Annotated in this window: 34 protein-coding genes; 31 read left to right on the top strand and 3 right to left on the bottom strand. The window is 35.9% G+C overall.

Annotation, left to right across the window (positions count from 1 at the left end; all coding sequences use genetic code 11):
* Positions 1 to 9: 9 nt before the first annotated feature.
* Together MUA40_RS09490 and MUA40_RS09485 are read left to right on the top strand one after the other, a co-directional pair.
* Positions 10 to 765 carry a phage antirepressor KilAC domain-containing protein gene (locus MUA40_RS09490; RefSeq protein ID WP_262569490.1) on the top strand — a complete coding sequence of 252 codons (756 nt, stop codon included), beginning with the start codon at positions 10 to 12 and terminating at the stop codon, positions 763 to 765.
* A gap of 13 nt (positions 766 to 778) precedes the next feature.
* Positions 779 to 1,003, top strand: a complete 225-nt coding sequence (locus MUA40_RS09485; protein WP_262569488.1) for a hypothetical protein — start codon at positions 779 to 781, stop codon at positions 1,001 to 1,003.
* Between the two features lie 2 nt (positions 1,004 to 1,005).
* On the opposite strand, the gene MUA40_RS09480 is transcribed toward MUA40_RS09485, so the two are convergent.
* Entirely contained in the window at positions 1,006 to 1,182 is a 177-nt protein-coding gene (locus MUA40_RS09480; RefSeq protein WP_194746656.1) for a hypothetical protein, read from the bottom strand.
* Between the two features lie 86 nt (positions 1,183 to 1,268).
* Here MUA40_RS09480 and MUA40_RS09475 point away from each other — a divergent pair, with 86 nt between their 5' ends.
* Positions 1,269 to 1,409 carry a hypothetical protein gene (locus MUA40_RS09475; RefSeq protein ID WP_096556146.1) on the top strand — a complete coding sequence of 47 codons (141 nt, stop codon included), beginning with the start codon at positions 1,269 to 1,271 and terminating at the stop codon, positions 1,407 to 1,409.
* On the opposite strand, the gene MUA40_RS09470 is transcribed toward MUA40_RS09475, so the two are convergent.
* On the bottom strand, positions 1,402 to 1,611 hold the full coding sequence (locus MUA40_RS09470) for a hypothetical protein (RefSeq protein ID WP_262569484.1): 210 nt from the start codon (positions 1,609 to 1,611) through the stop codon (positions 1,402 to 1,404). The two genes, MUA40_RS09475 and MUA40_RS09470, sit on opposite strands and share 8 nt — an antisense overlap.
* A 146-nt stretch (positions 1,612 to 1,757) precedes the next feature.
* Here MUA40_RS09470 and MUA40_RS09465 point away from each other — a divergent pair, with 146 nt between their 5' ends.
* From MUA40_RS09465 to MUA40_RS09435, 7 genes are all read left to right on the top strand, one after another.
* Complete coding sequence (locus tag MUA40_RS09465) at positions 1,758 to 1,970, top strand: hypothetical protein (protein ID WP_262569482.1); 213 nt, start codon at positions 1,758 to 1,760, stop codon at positions 1,968 to 1,970.
* Entirely contained in the window at positions 1,960 to 2,136 is a 177-nt protein-coding gene (locus MUA40_RS09460; protein WP_262569481.1) for a hypothetical protein, read from the top strand. Before MUA40_RS09465 ends, MUA40_RS09460 begins: the two co-directional genes overlap by 11 nt.
* Before the next feature lie 79 nt (positions 2,137 to 2,215).
* Positions 2,216 to 2,482 carry a DUF1108 family protein gene (locus tag MUA40_RS09455; RefSeq protein ID WP_262569479.1) on the top strand — a complete coding sequence of 89 codons (267 nt, stop codon included), beginning with the start codon at positions 2,216 to 2,218 and terminating at the stop codon, positions 2,480 to 2,482.
* Entirely contained in the window at positions 2,482 to 3,018 is a 537-nt protein-coding gene (locus tag MUA40_RS09450; RefSeq protein ID WP_167697123.1) for a host-nuclease inhibitor Gam family protein, read from the top strand. The genes MUA40_RS09455 and MUA40_RS09450 overlap by 1 nt, the downstream gene beginning before the upstream one ends.
* The gene (locus tag MUA40_RS09445) at positions 3,019 to 3,786 is read left to right on the top strand and encodes an ATP-binding protein (RefSeq protein ID WP_262569476.1); all 768 of its coding nucleotides are present in this window, start codon (positions 3,019 to 3,021) and stop codon (positions 3,784 to 3,786) included.
* A 20-nt stretch (positions 3,787 to 3,806) separates the two neighbouring features.
* Positions 3,807 to 4,364: a single-stranded DNA-binding protein gene (locus tag MUA40_RS09440; protein WP_262569473.1), complete on the top strand. Its 558-nt coding sequence runs from the start codon at positions 3,807 to 3,809 to the stop codon at positions 4,362 to 4,364.
* Between the two features lie 12 nt (positions 4,365 to 4,376).
* Positions 4,377 to 5,051 carry a putative HNHc nuclease gene (locus MUA40_RS09435; RefSeq protein WP_262569471.1) on the top strand — a complete coding sequence of 225 codons (675 nt, stop codon included), beginning with the start codon at positions 4,377 to 4,379 and terminating at the stop codon, positions 5,049 to 5,051.
* Positions 5,052 to 5,062: 11 nt separating this feature from the next.
* Here MUA40_RS09435 and MUA40_RS09430 read toward each other — a convergent pair whose 3' ends face one another.
* Positions 5,063 to 5,536, bottom strand: coding sequence for a hypothetical protein (locus MUA40_RS09430; protein WP_262569470.1), 474 nt, complete (start codon positions 5,534 to 5,536; stop codon positions 5,063 to 5,065).
* 43 nt (positions 5,537 to 5,579) lie between these two features.
* Here MUA40_RS09430 and MUA40_RS09425 point away from each other — a divergent pair, with 43 nt between their 5' ends.
* From MUA40_RS09425 to MUA40_RS09325, 21 genes are all read left to right on the top strand, one after another.
* On the top strand, positions 5,580 to 6,284 hold the full coding sequence (locus MUA40_RS09425; protein ID WP_262569469.1) for a helix-turn-helix domain-containing protein: 705 nt from the start codon (positions 5,580 to 5,582) through the stop codon (positions 6,282 to 6,284).
* Positions 6,284 to 6,631 (top strand): replicative helicase loader/inhibitor, encoded by a 348-nt coding sequence (locus tag MUA40_RS09420; RefSeq protein ID WP_262569468.1) that lies wholly within the window; start codon positions 6,284 to 6,286, stop codon positions 6,629 to 6,631. The genes MUA40_RS09425 and MUA40_RS09420 overlap by 1 nt, the downstream gene beginning before the upstream one ends.
* Positions 6,618 to 7,865 (top strand): DnaB helicase C-terminal domain-containing protein, encoded by a 1,248-nt coding sequence (locus tag MUA40_RS09415; RefSeq protein WP_262569467.1) that lies wholly within the window; start codon positions 6,618 to 6,620, stop codon positions 7,863 to 7,865. Before MUA40_RS09420 ends, MUA40_RS09415 begins: the two co-directional genes overlap by 14 nt.
* A complete protein-coding gene (locus MUA40_RS09410) occupies positions 7,865 to 8,083 on the top strand; it encodes a hypothetical protein (protein WP_262569466.1) in 219 nt (72 codons plus the stop codon). The genes MUA40_RS09415 and MUA40_RS09410 overlap by 1 nt, the downstream gene beginning before the upstream one ends.
* Positions 8,040 to 8,489, top strand: a complete 450-nt coding sequence (locus MUA40_RS09405) for a RusA family crossover junction endodeoxyribonuclease (protein ID WP_316959775.1) — start codon at positions 8,040 to 8,042, stop codon at positions 8,487 to 8,489. Before MUA40_RS09410 ends, MUA40_RS09405 begins: the two co-directional genes overlap by 44 nt.
* On the top strand, positions 8,486 to 9,184 hold the full coding sequence (locus MUA40_RS09400; protein WP_155976421.1) for a hypothetical protein: 699 nt from the start codon (positions 8,486 to 8,488) through the stop codon (positions 9,182 to 9,184). Before MUA40_RS09405 ends, MUA40_RS09400 begins: the two co-directional genes overlap by 4 nt.
* 186 nt (positions 9,185 to 9,370) lie before the next feature.
* A complete protein-coding gene (locus tag MUA40_RS12145; RefSeq protein WP_191876928.1) occupies positions 9,371 to 9,646 on the top strand; it encodes a DUF3310 domain-containing protein in 276 nt (91 codons plus the stop codon).
* 5 nt (positions 9,647 to 9,651) lie between these two features.
* The gene (locus MUA40_RS09390) at positions 9,652 to 9,840 is read left to right on the top strand and encodes a hypothetical protein (protein ID WP_126496584.1); all 189 of its coding nucleotides are present in this window, start codon (positions 9,652 to 9,654) and stop codon (positions 9,838 to 9,840) included.
* Complete coding sequence (locus MUA40_RS09385; protein WP_126496585.1) at positions 9,837 to 10,058, top strand: DUF3269 family protein; 222 nt, start codon at positions 9,837 to 9,839, stop codon at positions 10,056 to 10,058. The genes MUA40_RS09390 and MUA40_RS09385 overlap by 4 nt, the downstream gene beginning before the upstream one ends.
* A gap of 12 nt (positions 10,059 to 10,070) precedes the next feature.
* Positions 10,071 to 10,301 carry a hypothetical protein gene (locus MUA40_RS09380; protein ID WP_126496586.1) on the top strand — a complete coding sequence of 77 codons (231 nt, stop codon included), beginning with the start codon at positions 10,071 to 10,073 and terminating at the stop codon, positions 10,299 to 10,301.
* A gap of 1 nt (position 10,302) precedes the next feature.
* On the top strand, positions 10,303 to 10,485 hold the full coding sequence (gene higA, locus MUA40_RS09375) for a type II toxin-antitoxin system antitoxin HigA (RefSeq protein ID WP_155976419.1): 183 nt from the start codon (positions 10,303 to 10,305) through the stop codon (positions 10,483 to 10,485).
* On the top strand, positions 10,478 to 11,017 hold the full coding sequence (locus MUA40_RS09370; RefSeq protein WP_262569460.1) for a dUTP diphosphatase: 540 nt from the start codon (positions 10,478 to 10,480) through the stop codon (positions 11,015 to 11,017). The genes higA and MUA40_RS09370 overlap by 8 nt, the downstream gene beginning before the upstream one ends.
* Before the next feature lie 36 nt (positions 11,018 to 11,053).
* Positions 11,054 to 11,212 (top strand): DUF1381 domain-containing protein, encoded by a 159-nt coding sequence (locus MUA40_RS09365; RefSeq protein ID WP_126496182.1) that lies wholly within the window; start codon positions 11,054 to 11,056, stop codon positions 11,210 to 11,212.
* Positions 11,199 to 11,402 (top strand): hypothetical protein, encoded by a 204-nt coding sequence (locus MUA40_RS09360; RefSeq protein WP_126496181.1) that lies wholly within the window; start codon positions 11,199 to 11,201, stop codon positions 11,400 to 11,402. Before MUA40_RS09365 ends, MUA40_RS09360 begins: the two co-directional genes overlap by 14 nt.
* On the top strand, positions 11,395 to 11,571 hold the full coding sequence (rinB, locus tag MUA40_RS09355) for a transcriptional activator RinB (protein ID WP_126496180.1): 177 nt from the start codon (positions 11,395 to 11,397) through the stop codon (positions 11,569 to 11,571). Before MUA40_RS09360 ends, rinB begins: the two co-directional genes overlap by 8 nt.
* Positions 11,568 to 11,747, top strand: a complete 180-nt coding sequence (locus MUA40_RS09350) for a DUF1514 family protein (RefSeq protein WP_236744682.1) — start codon at positions 11,568 to 11,570, stop codon at positions 11,745 to 11,747. The genes rinB and MUA40_RS09350 overlap by 4 nt, the downstream gene beginning before the upstream one ends.
* 11 nt (positions 11,748 to 11,758) lie before the next feature.
* Positions 11,759 to 12,181 carry a DUF722 domain-containing protein gene (locus MUA40_RS09345; protein WP_126496187.1) on the top strand — a complete coding sequence of 141 codons (423 nt, stop codon included), beginning with the start codon at positions 11,759 to 11,761 and terminating at the stop codon, positions 12,179 to 12,181.
* A 230-nt stretch (positions 12,182 to 12,411) separates the two neighbouring features.
* The gene (locus tag MUA40_RS09340; protein ID WP_126496179.1) at positions 12,412 to 12,780 is read left to right on the top strand and encodes a hypothetical protein; all 369 of its coding nucleotides are present in this window, start codon (positions 12,412 to 12,414) and stop codon (positions 12,778 to 12,780) included.
* On the top strand, positions 12,771 to 13,148 hold the full coding sequence (locus MUA40_RS12075; protein ID WP_126496178.1) for an HNH endonuclease: 378 nt from the start codon (positions 12,771 to 12,773) through the stop codon (positions 13,146 to 13,148). Before MUA40_RS09340 ends, MUA40_RS12075 begins: the two co-directional genes overlap by 10 nt.
* 92 nt (positions 13,149 to 13,240) lie before the next feature.
* Positions 13,241 to 13,714 carry a phage terminase small subunit P27 family gene (locus MUA40_RS09330; RefSeq protein WP_019165882.1) on the top strand — a complete coding sequence of 158 codons (474 nt, stop codon included), beginning with the start codon at positions 13,241 to 13,243 and terminating at the stop codon, positions 13,712 to 13,714.
* Entirely contained in the window at positions 13,714 to 15,417 is a 1,704-nt protein-coding gene (locus tag MUA40_RS09325) for a terminase large subunit (RefSeq protein WP_262569457.1), read from the top strand. Before MUA40_RS09330 ends, MUA40_RS09325 begins: the two co-directional genes overlap by 1 nt.
* Positions 15,418 to 15,484: the final 67 nt, after the last annotated feature.

Genomic DNA, 15,484 nt, shown 5'->3' with positions numbered 1-15,484 from the left:
GGAAAACAAATGCAAGGTTTACAAAACAAACCGAACATTGGAGAGATGTTCAATATTCAAGAAAAAGAAAATGGAGAAATCGCAATCAGTGGTCGAGAACTTCATCAAGCATTAGAAGTTTCAACTAGGTACGATAAGTGGTTCGAAAGAATGACAGAGTATGGTTTTGAAAACGGAATAGATTTTATTTCGCAAGTTGAAAAAGTACACGGTCAAAAAAGGGCGCGTACTTATGAACAAGTCAATCATATTCTTACACTCGACACTGCTAAAGAAATAGCAATGATACAACGAAGTGAACCAGGAAAACGTGCACGTCAATATTTCATTCAAGTGGAAAAAGCGTGGAACAGTCCAGAAATGGTTATGCAGCGTGCTTTGAAGATTGCTAATAACACAATCAATCAACTTGAAGCAAAGATTGAGAAAGACAAACCTAAAATTGTTTTTGCTGATGCGGTGGCTACTACTAAAACATCAATTCTGGTTGGTGAGTTAGCGAAGATTATTAAACAAAACGGCATCGATATCGGTCAGCGTAGGTTGTTCGAATGGTTACGTCAAAACGGATTTCTCATTAAACGTAAGGGCGTCGATTACAACATGCCAACTCAATATTCGATGGAACGAGAATTGTTTGGAATCAAAGAAACTACGATTAGTCATTCTGACGGACACACATCGATTAGTAAGACACCTAAAGTCACTGGAAAAGGTCAGCAATATTTCATTAATAAATTTTTGAACGAAAAACAACCAACATAAAGGAGGATAAAGAATGCAAGAGTCAAAAATTAAGCAATTAAAAGAAATTGAAAAATCATACGAAGCATTAATTAAAGAAGTGGTTGATGACATCTTAATTAAGTCAGAAAACTACGGAGCAGCAATAAAAGAAGCTTCAAAATTATTGTGGTATACAAATAGCCATGATTTTGTCGAAAAATTAAATAACGAAATTAATAAAAGAATGGAATTAGAAGTCCCGTCGAAACGGGACTGAGATTAAAAACGATTCTTTCTAGCAGTTTCACGTTCGTTGGTTTCTATAATATTTTTGATAAATTGCTTATCTTTTGAGAGGGCATAAGCAATTTCTTTAACTGCATCAGAAACGTTTTTGTCTGATATGCCATGCTTTTCAAGTATGACATCAATCATATTATTTTCAATTTTATTCATAAGTTTTTCACCTCCTTAACAGGAGTATAGCAGAAAACTTATGAACAAAACCCACAATCGAAAAACCAAATTAAGGAGGACTAATAATGTTTAAACTACTACAAATCAGAAGTGAAAAGAATAAATTAAAGCTCAAATTACTAAAGCACGCTAGCCACTGTTTAGAAAGAAACAACAACCCTGAACTGTTGCGAGCAGTTGCAGAGTTGTTGAAAAAGGTTAACTAAATTCTACCGTGAGAATTTGTCCAGCTTCTACACTTAGAGTTTGAGCGCCAACAAACACATAAGCATTTGTAGGTTCTAGAAAAAATGTTTCAATTTGGTCTTTTGTGATAATTTCAATGTTTTCATATCCAGGATAAACAATTTTCTCTAAATCAGAAACATGCTTTTTAGAACCATCTTTTAAAGTAACCAAAACTTTCATACTTATCACCTCCTTTCATAAGGAGATAAGAACATTATACACGAAAGGATTACTTATATGACCACATTAATAATCGCATTAAACATTATCGCAGTCATCACTTGTGTGACGCTGCAATACAAAAATAGATATTAGGAGGTTTAATCATGAAGCCACAATATTTAAACATTAAGCACATCATGTTAATCGCTGGAGTATCAAAAAGCAAAGCGACATCTATTGTCAGAAATTTAAACAAAGAGTTAGAAAAAGAGGGCTACATCACTATATCCGGAAAAGTACCGATTCAATTAGTGCGAGAAAAAATGCCTTACTGGGATTTATCAGACGAGGTAGTGGAGGGATTACATGCAGGATAAATTGATAGCACTATTAATCGCATTTTTAACAAGCTTTGTAATGACTACGCTATTCGCTTTTCACACATATTTCACAACGACGTTATTCGTAGCGATAACAACTGTAGTAACAACTTACTACACTGCTAAATATGTAATCAACACATTAAAAAAGACTGAATGCTAGCTGCAACTAGCAAACAGTCAGGGGTTGGAATTTCTATGAATATCTAGCCTCATTCTACCAAAAATGGAGGAAATTTCAAATGTATTACGAAATTGGACAAGAATTTTCGAAAACAATCACGATAGATGGATTTAAGTTTTACATGTACGTCGCTAAAACTGAATTCGGAGTCGATGTAACAATTCAAGATCGTGATGACAATACTGTTAGTGAAATCACAATCTATGACGTATATGGTATAGAAAGTGCCATTGATATTTTAATGTATGAAACACGTGTATGGATTGCTGAAAATATTGATAACTATGACCGCATAATGAGTAGACTGTTGGGAGGGGTTAAGTAGTGGCTAATTTATTACAGGAATCAGAACTACAAAATGAAGTTAAAAGCACATTCGAAGTTACAGACTTATCTAGTGCTAACTGGGTCTTTAAAAAGTTGGAAGCGATAAGTGCTAAGGAAAAAGAAATTAAAGATTTAGCTCAATCAGAAGTAGACCGTATTAAAGAATGGGAATCTAAAGAGCTTGAGAGCTTGCAGGGCAATAAAGAGCATTTAGAATACCTTGTTACTGAATACTACAGAGCAGAGAAAGAAAAGGATAGTAAATTCAAATTGAACACGCCATACGGAAAGGTAACATCTCGTAAAGGCTCAAAAGTTTTTGAAGTCAAAAACGAACAAGATGTTATTGATCAATTAGAACAAAGAGGGTTTACAGACTACGTTAAGACAACTAAGAAGTTAAATCAAGCAGACATGAAGAAAGCTTTTAACGTATCTGACGACGGTACTGTCATTGACGATAACGGCGAAGTATTAGACGGAATAAGAATGGTTCAAAAACCAACATCTTATTCAGTAAAGGTGGGGTTATAAATGACTGAGCAACAGGACATTTTAACACAATTAGGCATTAAGGATATTAGTCAACAAAACGCTAATAAATTTTACAAATTCGCTGTATATGGAAAGTTTGGGACTGGTAAGACTACATTTTTGACAAAAGACAACAACGCACTTGTATTAGACATCAACGAAGACGGAACAACAGTTACAGAAGATGGTGCTGTCGTACAAATCAAGAATTACAAGCATTTTGCAATGGTAGTAAAGATGTTGCCTCAGATTTTAGAGCAATTAAGAGGTAACGGAAAGCAAATTGATGTTGTTGTTATAGAGACCATTCAAAAATTGCGTGACATCACGATTGAAGACATTATGGCAGGCAAGACTCGTAAGCCGACATTTAACGATTGGGGAGAAACTGCAACACGTATTGTGCACATGTATAGATACATTTCAAAATTGCAGGAACATTACCAATTCCATTTAGCAATTAGTGGACACGAGGGCATCAACAAAGAAAAAGACGAAGAAGGAAGCACGATCAATCCTACCATCACGATTGAAGCGCAAGACCAAATCAGAAAAGCGGTTGTTAGTCAATCTGATGTACTAGGAAGAATGACTATTGAAGAATATGACCAAGACGGACAAAAGGCGTTTAACTACGTATTTAACGCAGAACCATCGCCAGTCTTTGAAACAAAAATAAGACACTCACAAAGTGTACAAATTAACGATAAAAAGTTTATCAACCCAAGTATTGATGATGTAGTACAAGCAATCCGAAACGGAAACTAAATAAAGGACGGTAACTAATTATGAAAATTACAGGTAGAGCAAATCATATTACAGAAACGAATCAAGAAGCATTTATGAAAGGCGGAGAGTTCTTAGGCGCTGGAGAATTTACAGTGAAAGTTAAGGATATTGAAGCAAATGATGCAGAGGGGCGTTATTTCACTGTCGTTTTTGAAAACAACGAGGGTAAGCAGTTCAAACACAATCAGTTTGTTCCACCCTTTGAATTTGACGGACAAGAAAGACAATACATCGAGTTATTGACACGCTTAGGAATCAAATTAAAATTACCTGACTTAACATTTGATACTGATCAACTTATCAATAAGTTTTGTAACATCGTTGTCAAATGGAAGTTTAGAGAGAATCTAGGACGATATATGGCACAACTATCATATATCAAAGTTTGGAATAAAGGTGATGAAGTAGTTAATAAACCAACACCTAAAACAGACGAACAAAGAGCAGAAGAAACTCAAAATAATTCCAATCAACAACAAACACCTATGTCTCAACAAAGTAATCCATTTGCAGGCAGCGACTCATTAGGATATGACGACCAAGATTTAGCATTTTAAGGTGTGATATAAATGCAACATATTACAAGATACCAGGCAGATAACGACGGTACGTATTCCGTCGTTGCTACTGGTGTGAAACTTGAGCAAAGTCATATTGAACTTTTAGAAAATGGTTATTCGATAAACGCAGATGTAGAGGTACACGACAATAAAAGAATTTCGAGCGATCAACGTAAAAAGATATTTGCGCTATGTAGAGACATAGAACTGCATTGGGGCGAACCCGTAGAGTCAACAAGACGAATATTCCAATCTGAATTAGAGATTATGAAAGGTTATGAACATATAAGTCTAAGTAATTGCAGCATGAAAGTAGCAAGTGAATTGATAGAGCTGATTGTAGCGTTTATGTTCCATAATCAAATACCAATGCAGGTTGAAACAAGTAAGTTATTGAAAGAAGATAAAGCGTTGTTGTATTGGGCTACTGTTAACAGAAACTGCGCAATATGTGGTAAGCCTCACGCTGAACTAGCGCATTATCATGCAGTCGGTAGAGGACGCAACAGACGCAAAATAGACCATACAGATAATAAGGTGCTTGCGCTTTGCCATAGACATCATACAGAACAGCACAACATAGGTATGGATAGCTTTAACGATAAATACCACCTACACGACAGCTGGGTTGATGTAGATAAAAGATTAAACAAAATGCTGAAAGGAGGAAAAGCAGATGAATAAAAAAGACTATATTATTTACTTATTCTTAATTGGGCTAAGTTTAACAGGCGTTGTTCTTTCAATACTTTCATTTTTTGTTCAGTAAAACAAACGCCCTTACTTGTAAATATTTTAAATACACAATCATCAATTTTATATTTCGTATCAAAAACTATAAAAGCTTTGATTGAAGAATACGAATTTAAATTAATAGGAAGTGGAGTGCTTTCGTTTCGTATATGTTTTGTTTTAGTTAGTAAAACTCTGTTTTCTTCAGATGTAAAATGATGTTTTTCGTTTACTAAAGCAATCCTAGTTATAGAAACAACATTCTTTGTATTATTTACAAAGTTAGCTTCAATAACATGTCTACCATGAGCAATATAATGGTTCTTTAAATGAACTGAAATATTCAACAGATTTTCTTTATAATCAGTCCAAAGTTTATAGGCGGTCAATCCCAAAGACAATATAGATACAAATAAAGCAGTGATTGAAATCCACATAAATATTCACCTCAGAAAAATTATACCAGAAAGGAGAATGTAAATGACTGAGCAACCAAATTATTATTCGATAATCCCTGCAAACGTAAGGTATGACAAAGAATTAAAACCGATGGAAATCATAATGTATGGAGAAATAACCGCACTAGCAAATAAATATGGTTATGCTTACGCCAGCAATAGTTACTTTGCAGAGTTGTATCAAGTTCATAAAAAAACGGTATCGAATTGGATCAACCATTTAAGAGACAAAGGATACATTCGAACTGTTGTGACAAGAAATGAAGACATGTCTGTAAAAGACAGAAAAATTTATATTATACCCCCCTATGAACAAAAAGATGGAGAGGGGTATCCGCAAAAAGATTCCCACCCTATCCACGAAAAGACGGAAGAGAATAATACAAGGTTTAATAATACAAGTATTAATAGAGACAGGGACGAGACATCTAAATTATTTCAATTAATTAGTAAAAAAATAGAGATGATACAAAATCCTTTAAAAGCACAACAATTAGAACAATGTATTGAGTCTTTTAAAGACAATAAATTAGAGATAGTACAAGTAGCTATTGATTACTGTAAACAGAACAACAAAGGTATCAACTATCTAATTAAAGTTTTGGAGAATTGGAACAAAGAGGACGTTTCTTCAAAAGAAGAAGCAGAGAAAAAGGTTAAGCCTAAAAAACAAACATCAAAATCTGCATTAGATGAAATAGCGGAAGAATTGGGAGTTGGTTACTAATGATGACCAAACAAGAAGCTTTATCAATACTAAGATTGGTCGATGATGCTTTTTCTATGAACTTTAATAAAGAGACTATAAAGACGTGGATAGACATCATTTCAGAAAAGGGCGACTATGAACCGACCTTAAAGAAAACGAAACATTATATCGCAAATAACAGTTACAGACCCAAGATTGCAGACATCGTCGCTTATAAACCTAAATATTTTAATTACAGTAAAATTCCCGAAAAAGAAACAAAAGAATACCGTCTTAAAAACGACCCTAACTACAAAAAGGAATTAGAGGCAGCACGTGAACGTTGGCAGAAAATGAAAGAGGATTTAGGCATTGTCGAACATTGACGTACTAACAACAGAAGAATCTATTATATCCAACCTGATGCGCAATCCAGATTTGCTAAGTAAATTCAAACTAAAGCCTGAAATGTTTCGTGATCCAGACGCACAAAAATTCGTTCAATATATTTTGGAAATTGGAAAGGTAGACGTCAATCAAATCTACTATAAGTCAAGAGAAGATAAAGATTTCGTGAGTACAAAGCGTCTAACAGACTTATTCAATTCTAAGGGCACTGAAAAAGTATTTTTCATGAATGACCAAGAAAACATATTGCAAGAATATGTAGTGAATCAGTCAATTTATGAGATGAACGACTATTTAAAGGCGCCTAGTAGAGAGGATTTAAAGTACCTTAAAGAGAAATTGAGCGAACTTGACAAACTTAAAATAGCCAAATCAAACCCTACCGATTCGTTTTTGGCGGAAATTATGGAAAATGTGTTGAGCGATGAACCAAGAGCGTTTGTTAAAACAAATTACGCAAAGTTAGATAACAAAATTTTAGGTTTTGAAAGGTCTCAACTCAATATATTAGCAGGTCGTCCTTCGACAGGGAAAACCGCGTTTGCTTTAAATATTATGTGGAATATGGCGAGACAAGGATATCCGACAACATTTTTTAGTTTAGAAACAGGCGGGACGAACATTGGAGAACGCTTAATATCTATGATCACTAATATTCCGCTGTCCAAAATAAAACAATCACAAGGATTAAGTACTGATGAGACAAACGCAATTATGGACGCTATAAATCAAATCAAACAATTAAATAAACTGTCTATTCATGATGGTGCTGTTATAACACCGTCAGACATTAGAGAACAAGCAATGATTGAAAGTGATAAACCTCACATTATTTTTATTGATTATCTAACACTAATGAAATCAGATGTTCCAATGAAAGATAGACGATTGGAAGTTGAAAAGATAAGTCGTGATTTGAAAATCATTGCGAAAGAAACGGGTTGCATCATTATAGCTTTAGCGCAATTAAGTCGAGGGGTTGAAAGTAGACAAGACAAACGACCAATGATGAGTGATCTACGCGAAACGGGCGGTATTGAACAAGATGCGCACTTCATCTTTATGCTGTATCGAGATGATTATTACGACAGGGACCTAGTAGACAATCAAACTGGCAAATCGGATATAGAGGTAAATGTGGTCAAAAATAAAGACGGAGAAACCGGAGTGGTTGAAATGGAATTTTATAAAAAGACGCAGAGGTTTTACTGATGACAATTGGAGAAATGCAAGATTTTTTGGGAGGTCTCTATAGAGACACGTACAAAGGCGACACGCTCATTCAAGTCAATTTGGTACAAATGGGTTGGGCGATAGAAAGATTGCTAGCTAGAGGTCGAATAACGCCATTTCACGACTATGATGAAGTAAGTCATTTGATATTTGATGAAATCGACTTTAAGCAAAGGAGTAAACATGAAAGAAACTAGAATAGAAATATTTTATCGAGAGGACGACAGGAACTTAGGTAATCCGAAAGGGTCATCACGCCCCAGATTTACACGAGGCGGGCATACTTACATGCCTGCACCTTATGTAAAGCATAAAAAGTTTGTAGCTGATCAGTTACCAACTTTGATGATAGACAAGCCAATACGGCTCACGATTGAGTTTTACTTTAAACCTAGTAAGTCGTGGCCAAAGCACAAAAAGGAATCGCATATCGGACAACCACACACCATTAAGCCAGACATTGATAATTTGTTGAAAACAATACTTGATGCTGGCAATGGCAAAGTATGGACGGACGATGTGCTGATATCGGAAATCAGAACATTCAAAAAATGGGATGGCGTAGCACGTACAGTACTTGTCATAGAGGAGGAAGAACAGTGATTGAATTACCAGTAATAGAGAACGATAGATCAAAAAGAATTGAACATAAAGGGCAAGTGATAACAATCAAGCAACTTGCTGAAGCGTGTGGTGCAACACCGCAAGTTGTTAGACAACGTTTATTTAGACACGGATGGTCTGTTGAAGATGTGCTGAACAATGGGGCTAATCGTACTAATAAAATTGACCTCACCAAAGAACAACATACTAATTTTGTATCAGCTAACCTAACTTATGGATTGGTAAGGGAACGTCTTTCAGCAGGCTGGGATTTAGACCTTGCTTGCAGACTATCTAAAAAGTTTAAAGGAGACGCAGATAATATTTACTACGATTTCCACAAAGGCGATAGAAAAATCAAAGCACCTTATTCAAGAATGTTAGAAGCACAAGAATATGGCGTTGACATTAAAACGATAACTAGACGTTTGGCTAAAGGATATGACTTGGAAGATGCTTTAAACAAGCCAATTAAAAGAAAATACCAAGAGCCGATATATATCGAAAGGGATTACGCACTCGAAAGTTACCAGGCTTACCAAAGATATATGGCAGAAAAGAGCCGAAACAGAAAGCCTTGGCTTAAAACGGTACCACAACGTCACGAGCGTACGGATTACGGCGACTATTTATTCGAACATGCTGGTACTGCCAAAATTAAAACTGATATGTATGGACATCAACAACTAATTTAAAAGGGGGCGTAATTAATGAACGAGATTTTGAGTAAAGGCGACAGAGTGAGAGTTGTTACAGGTTGTCATAAGGCTAACGATGGAGATAAATGGATTGATGAATCTATATGGGAGACAGGCACTGTAAAAGGCTATTGGGCGCCAGGAATTACAATCATCAATTTGGATAGTGGTGGTACAAAGTGGCTGAAAGACAGTGAAGAGTGGGAAAAATTACCGGTCAATCGAAAAATTGCAACACACAAAGAAGATGTGGTTAACCAACCTGAACATTACACTTACGGCGACATAGAGGTTATCGACTATTGCGATCAAGTGTGCAAAACGTATCCGCCAGAACTAGCACCTTATGTATTTAACGCTATCAAGTATGTGAGTCGTGCGACACATAAAAACGGCAAAGAGGACATTGCTAAAGCGAAGTATTATGTACAGCGATTGTTTGATAAGTGGGAGGCGTAAGCAACATGAGGAATTTAAGTGACACGGTAAAACAACGCTACCGCATTAATACGGCTGGTAAGTCGCCGACACAGTTACAAAAGGAGTTACGCAAGCGTGGTGTAAAAGGTTTTGTGGTTGGTGTAAACCATAATCGTGTAGCAATGCTGATTGATCCACGCGATAAAAAACGGAATAAGGAGTGCATGCTATGAGTATTTTCGACAAATATAACTTATTCGACCAAGACGGTCGCAAGGTTATCAGTGTTGTACCTATTAAGGATAGATACAACGTTGCAGGCGTGGCGAACGCTATCTTTGCAGGGCAAATGTGGGATATGAGCGAGGCGGAATTAATGCGGTTTAAAGCGACGCATAACTTGTTCCTAGAGCAAGAGCTAGGTACGCAAAAGACGATATTTGATTTTTAAGGAGGGATAGGAATGAATGCTTTAGTAAATTTGGGCGAGAGAATAATTCAACTCGAAAAAGAAAGTGACTCACTCATCACAGACGTAGCCAATTTACGTAACCAACGTGACAAGTTGCAGCGTAAGTTAGATGAGGTGGTTGAGTTGTTTAACACACACCTAGCGTATAAAAAGGCGTGGTCGGATAATCCTTACTACGATAAGTTGGAGAATGAATTAAATAGAATATTGGAGGACGAGTGAAATGGCTATCAGTGTAGGAGATAAAGTATATAACCCTGAAACAAATGAAATGTTAGAAATTGTGCAACTGGTTGGAGATATTAGAGAGACGCATTATAAGCTGTCTGATGATTCCGTTATTGGACTTATAGATTTTATCATCAAACCAATTTATTTAATTAAGGAGGACGTAAACAATGACTAATACATTAACAGTAGATCAATTACAAGAGTTGCTACAAATACAAAAGGAATTCGATGACAGAATACCGACTAAAAACCCAGAAGATACCCATAAAGCTTATGTAGAAGAATTTTTTGAATGGTACAACACAATAGAACCTTTTAAGAATTGGAAAAAGAACAAAGGCAAGCCTTTTGAAGAACAACTTGATGAACTGGCAGACATGTTAGCTTTCGCATTGTCCTATTCTTTAATGAGTATTGGTTTTGATGAAAACGGTTTTAAATATTTTTTTAGTAAGATTCCGAAGTTATCACATCAATATTTATTGTTAGCGAACATACTTGATGTAGATGAAGCATATGGCCGAATTGGAGATGCTGACATTAATGATATTCTGAATCTTATGAGAGAAGTAGATTTAGTTTTACCGTTCAAAATTGCTATTCAATACTACACTATCGATGACCTCATTGCAGCGTACAAAAAGAAAATGGAGCGTAACCATGCAAGACAAGACGGAACAGCAGACAAAGACAAAGGATACGTCTAAAGACATACTAACAAGAGTGAAAGAGGTGCTGGGGAAGTGACACAGTATTTAATTACTACCTTTACAGACTCGACAGGACAAACGTTTAAAGAAGTAATTAAACCACAGCATAATCAAACGTTTACTGTCATAGATGCAGATAGTAAGGAGCAGGCACTAAAGATATATGAGGAGGCAAAAGATGAAGCAAATTAATATAATGCTACTCAATGGGACACATTTTGTTTTGGAAGAAGATAAAATAATCGAAAGTCCTCTAAAAATTTTAAAAGATTACCAAACTACATACGCTTACTTGGTGATTGATAAAATTTCTTGTGGACAACTCGTATTAAACAAAAAATATATAGTGGCTATAAATGTGGAGGAGGCAGACAATGATTAAACGTATTATAAACTTACTTATCACATTAGCGTTATATGAGTTAGGTAAATACCTAACAGAGCAAGTGATCATCTTACTAACAGCGAATGACAGTGTGGAAGCACCTAATGATTTTTACATTGATAATCATATACATTTAAACGATTTTAAAGCAGAGGTGAGCGAGTGATTTGGATTATCATATCGGTAATACTTGGATTAATAGTATTAATACTATTGGCAGACAATAGCCTTTTGCGGAAAGAGAATGACGCCCTAAAGTATACCAATATCTATTTAAGCTTTAAGTTTAAAGACGATGTTGATCCTAAAGAATTCGAACGCTTTACTGAAAGATATAAATAATGGAGGTAAACATGACTGATATTAAACCTGGTACTTTTAGATATATAGAATCAGAAATATACAATCTTGATAATACAAAAAAAGACATACAACGATTAAGATTAGAGATACTTAATCCAACTCAACCCGTCGATAATAATATCATCTATGGTCCGCTTCAGTCAGCTGAACCTGCAAGAACAACAGAGATTATGGCAACACGGTTAATGACAAATAAGATGCTGCGGAATCAAGAAGAAATGGTTCAAGCAATCGAACGTACGTATAGCAAACTACCTGTCGAACATAAGAAGGTTATACAACTTAAGTACTGGTCGTCTAATCATTTGAAGATGGAACACATTGCTGACGAGTGCCACATGCACCGTAATACTGCAGGCAAGATTCGGAAGAACTTTGTAAAGGCTGTCGCGTTGGAAGTAGGAATGAAATAATGGTGTGTGCATAGCGTGTGCATAGAGCGTATTATTTAATGATATTATGATATTATCAGGTACTATATTATAGAGCGTTTAGGTTCACCCCTTAGCCTAAGCGCTTTGTATATTGATATGAGTCACACACGTGTGATTGATATGAGTGTACAACTCAAATAAAATACCCAAAACAAAATCACTAGGTACTGTTAACCGCAGTACCTTTTTATTATGCAAGGAGGTAGACAATGGAATTCAATAAGTACCAATCATTAAAGCAACCAACTGATCAGCAGACACATCTACTGTCACTTATGAATGTGGTAGGAAAACTCACACACAACAATGACATCGATACATTAACTGTATTACTAGGTGATGCACTAGAACATATTACATCTATTGCTACACTCAATAACATTACACTCGATACTGTTGCAGGTATCAACGCTAATTCCTATCAACCTAACTTGCATAAGATGATTAACAAAGGCGATACGATTATCTATCAAAAAGATAAATACATTGTGCATGATGTGATTGGTAATCAATTACTTGTGGCTAATCAAACAAGAGATATGGTGATTGATATAAACGATGTGAGCTTATGCCAGTAATGCGACGTTGTAGTCATCCGACATGCAACAAACTAATTAGCTTTAACGAAAGCTATTGCGATAAGCATAAGACGTATACAAACGCTAAATACAACGATGTAAGGCAAAGGAATGACCCAGAATACCTAAGGTTCTATAAATCAAAACAGTGGCAGAATTTGAGGGAAATCGTGATGATGGAGAACGATTATATTTGTCAATCGTGTGGAAGACAAGCAAATGTCGTTGACCATATTATCCCGACAAAAGTAGATTGGTCAAAACGATTGGATAAAAACAATTTGCAACCATTATGCAACGAATGCCACAACAGAAAAACGAAAAGAGAGCAGAAGGAAGTCCCCCACATTAATGAACGGGGGCGGTGAGGAAGGCGCTGAAGAACGGCGCCCACTCTTTTTCTTAAAGATTTCCCTTAATTTTTAATACCAGGTACTAAAACATAATGGAGGTGCTAAAAATGGCAGGTAGACCTCGTAAACTTCTGCATAATTCGAAGAAGAATTACACCAAAGAAGAAATAGTCGAAAAAGAGCGTCAAGAAGCGCAATTAAACAAATTTTCAAAGATAGATTCACATCCACCTGACTTTTTAGATGATATCGCGAAAGAAGAATACCTAAGAATATTACCTTACATGCAAGAATTGCCAATATCAAATTTGGATAAAGCACAACTTTCACAATACTGCAGTTTTTACAGTGATTTTGTAAGAGCAAGTCTGCATTTAGAAGCAACAGGTGGCGTCGTTATTGAAGGAGCGAATGGAGAATCTAAAGTAAATCCTGCTTTTACTGCTAAAGAGAAAGCGGGTACTCGAATGCAACAAGTAGCTAACACGCTAGGATTAACAATCGATAGCCGATTACGCATCGTCGTCCCTGAAGAGAAAGAGGATGATGACCCATTCAAAGAGTTTGTGAGTGACGATTGATGTTAGATTACACAACAATTTATGCACAAAAAGTAGTCAAAGGCGAGATACTTGTAAGTAAGAAGAATTTTAAAGTGGCTGAACGTCATTTGAATGATTTAAAATATCCACCTGAAGGTTGTTATTGGGATGTGGATAAAGCAAATAAGGCAATCAAATTCATCGAGATGTTACCTGACCCTAAAACGAATGAACCTATGCCTTTAATGCTCTTTCAGAAGTTTATCGTAGGGAGTATTTACGGTTGGCGACGTGATGGTGGCTTTAGGCGGTTTACTAAATGTTATGTAAGTATGGCACGTAAACAAGGTAAATCGCTAGTGGTATCGGGAATGTCGCTTAATGAGTTGCTTTTTGGTCAATATCCGAAATACAACCGACAAATATATGTATCATCATCAACTTACAAGCAAGCACAAACGATATTTAAGATGGCAAGTCAACAAATCAAATTGCTACGTTCAAAAAGCGATTACATTCGTAAATCAACAGATGTACGCAAAACAGATTTAGCACATATTGATTCAACAAGCGTGTTCGAACCGTTATCAAACAATCCTGATGCTGTTGATGGTAAAGACCCAACTGTAGCTATACTGGATGAATTGGCAAGCATGCCAGACGATGAAATGTATTCAAGATTTAAAACGGGTATGACACTGCAGAAGAACCCACTCACCCTCTTAATTTCGACGGCAGGGGATAACCTCAATAGTCAGATGTATCAAGAATATAAATACATCTCGAAAATATTATCGGGCGAAGTTAAAGCGGATAATTACTTTGTATACTGTGCCGAAATGGATTCAGAAGATGAAGTGAATGACGAATCACTGTGGATTAAGGCAATGCCGCTTTTAGAGTCTGAGGAACATAGAGACACAATACTGAGAAATATTAAAGCGGATATTCAAGATGAATTAGAAAAAGGTACGTCATTCCATAAGATTTTGATTAAAAACTTTAACCTTTGGCAAGCGAACAAAGAAGATAGCTTAATCAATATTAATGAATGGGAATCAATCGAAGTGAATCGTGATGATTATAGTTTGTACGGCAAAGACGTTTATATCGGTGTCGATTTATCACGACTTGACGACTTAACTTCTGTAGGGTTTATATTCCCAACAGATGATGGTGATATGTTAATCGACAGCCATTCGTTTATTGGATTAAGGACCACGCTCGAACAGAAGTCGAAACGTGACAAGATTAATTACGAAAAATTAATTAATACAGGAGAGGCGGAAGTGACCACATCGGAAAGTGGCATGAATGATTACAAGCGTGTTATTGAGTATATATTCGACGTTGTGGAAGAGTATCAGTTAAACGTAAAAGCGTTGTGTTATGATCCATGGAATGCACAATCATTTGTGACCACGCTAGAATCCATGGTGATTGATTGGCCTCTAATTGAAGTTGGGCAAAGTTTCAGAAGCCTTTCACAACCTATTAAGCAATTTCGAGTATGGGTTGCTGAAAAGACGATTAAACATTTTGGTAATAACCTATTAACCATTGCCGTAAATAACGCTGTTTTAATTTACGACGGAGAGGACAACGTTAAGATTAACAAGAAGATGAATCGACAAAAGATTGACCCTATCATCTCTGTCATAACTGCTTTTAGTGAAGCGAGTATGCATGAATTCGAGGTGGATTGGTCATCAATATATGAAAATGAAGAATTCGGATTTTAAAAGGGGGTGCAATGATGAAATTGAACAAGCTTTTAATACCGTTAAAACTATTGGTTGTTAACATTGT

The sequence above is a fragment of the Staphylococcus schleiferi genome (assembly GCF_025558325.1).
GTDB lineage: Bacteria > Bacillota > Bacilli > Staphylococcales > Staphylococcaceae > Staphylococcus > Staphylococcus schleiferi.
The sequence above is the reverse complement of the archived record's forward strand: the minus strand, read 5'-3'. Positions and strand labels throughout refer to the sequence as shown.

What these genes read in the sequence shown, in the direction of transcription:
- MUA40_RS09490 (WP_262569490.1), top strand. Translation starts at nt 10, where the DNA reads ATGCAAGGTTTACAAAACAAACCGAACATTGGAGAGATGTTCAATATT.
- MUA40_RS09485 (WP_262569488.1), top strand. Translation starts at nt 779, where the DNA reads ATGCAAGAGTCAAAAATTAAGCAATTAAAAGAAATTGAAAAATCATAC.
- MUA40_RS09480 (WP_194746656.1), bottom strand. Translation starts at nt 1,182, where the DNA reads ATGAATAAAATTGAAAATAATATGATTGATGTCATACTTGAAAAGCAT.
- MUA40_RS09475 (WP_096556146.1), top strand. Translation starts at nt 1,269, where the DNA reads ATGTTTAAACTACTACAAATCAGAAGTGAAAAGAATAAATTAAAGCTC.
- MUA40_RS09470 (WP_262569484.1), bottom strand. Translation starts at nt 1,611, where the DNA reads ATGAAAGTTTTGGTTACTTTAAAAGATGGTTCTAAAAAGCATGTTTCT.
- MUA40_RS09465 (WP_262569482.1), top strand. Translation starts at nt 1,758, where the DNA reads ATGAAGCCACAATATTTAAACATTAAGCACATCATGTTAATCGCTGGA.
- MUA40_RS09460 (WP_262569481.1), top strand. Translation starts at nt 1,960, where the DNA reads ATGCAGGATAAATTGATAGCACTATTAATCGCATTTTTAACAAGCTTT.
- MUA40_RS09455 (WP_262569479.1), top strand. Translation starts at nt 2,216, where the DNA reads ATGTATTACGAAATTGGACAAGAATTTTCGAAAACAATCACGATAGAT.
- MUA40_RS09445 (WP_262569476.1), top strand. Translation starts at nt 3,019, where the DNA reads ATGACTGAGCAACAGGACATTTTAACACAATTAGGCATTAAGGATATT.
- MUA40_RS09440 (WP_262569473.1), top strand. Translation starts at nt 3,807, where the DNA reads ATGAAAATTACAGGTAGAGCAAATCATATTACAGAAACGAATCAAGAA.
- MUA40_RS09435 (WP_262569471.1), top strand. Translation starts at nt 4,377, where the DNA reads ATGCAACATATTACAAGATACCAGGCAGATAACGACGGTACGTATTCC.
- MUA40_RS09430 (WP_262569470.1), bottom strand. Translation starts at nt 5,536, where the DNA reads ATGTGGATTTCAATCACTGCTTTATTTGTATCTATATTGTCTTTGGGA.
- MUA40_RS09425 (WP_262569469.1), top strand. Translation starts at nt 5,580, where the DNA reads ATGACTGAGCAACCAAATTATTATTCGATAATCCCTGCAAACGTAAGG.
- MUA40_RS09420 (WP_262569468.1), top strand. Translation starts at nt 6,284, where the DNA reads ATGATGACCAAACAAGAAGCTTTATCAATACTAAGATTGGTCGATGAT.
- MUA40_RS09410 (WP_262569466.1), top strand. Translation starts at nt 7,865, where the DNA reads ATGACAATTGGAGAAATGCAAGATTTTTTGGGAGGTCTCTATAGAGAC.
- MUA40_RS09405 (WP_316959775.1), top strand. Translation starts at nt 8,040, where the DNA reads ATGAAATCGACTTTAAGCAAAGGAGTAAACATGAAAGAAACTAGAATA.
- MUA40_RS09390 (WP_126496584.1), top strand. Translation starts at nt 9,652, where the DNA reads ATGAGGAATTTAAGTGACACGGTAAAACAACGCTACCGCATTAATACG.
- MUA40_RS09385 (WP_126496585.1), top strand. Translation starts at nt 9,837, where the DNA reads ATGAGTATTTTCGACAAATATAACTTATTCGACCAAGACGGTCGCAAG.
- MUA40_RS09380 (WP_126496586.1), top strand. Translation starts at nt 10,071, where the DNA reads ATGAATGCTTTAGTAAATTTGGGCGAGAGAATAATTCAACTCGAAAAA.
- higA (WP_155976419.1), top strand. Translation starts at nt 10,303, where the DNA reads ATGGCTATCAGTGTAGGAGATAAAGTATATAACCCTGAAACAAATGAA.
- MUA40_RS09370 (WP_262569460.1), top strand. Translation starts at nt 10,478, where the DNA reads ATGACTAATACATTAACAGTAGATCAATTACAAGAGTTGCTACAAATA.
- MUA40_RS09360 (WP_126496181.1), top strand. Translation starts at nt 11,199, where the DNA reads ATGAAGCAAATTAATATAATGCTACTCAATGGGACACATTTTGTTTTG.
- rinB (WP_126496180.1), top strand. Translation starts at nt 11,395, where the DNA reads ATGATTAAACGTATTATAAACTTACTTATCACATTAGCGTTATATGAG.
- MUA40_RS09345 (WP_126496187.1), top strand. Translation starts at nt 11,759, where the DNA reads ATGACTGATATTAAACCTGGTACTTTTAGATATATAGAATCAGAAATA.
- MUA40_RS09340 (WP_126496179.1), top strand. Translation starts at nt 12,412, where the DNA reads ATGGAATTCAATAAGTACCAATCATTAAAGCAACCAACTGATCAGCAG.
- MUA40_RS12075 (WP_126496178.1), top strand. Translation starts at nt 12,771, where the DNA reads ATGCCAGTAATGCGACGTTGTAGTCATCCGACATGCAACAAACTAATT.
- MUA40_RS09330 (WP_019165882.1), top strand. Translation starts at nt 13,241, where the DNA reads ATGGCAGGTAGACCTCGTAAACTTCTGCATAATTCGAAGAAGAATTAC.
- MUA40_RS09325 (WP_262569457.1), top strand. Translation starts at nt 13,714, where the DNA reads ATGTTAGATTACACAACAATTTATGCACAAAAAGTAGTCAAAGGCGAG.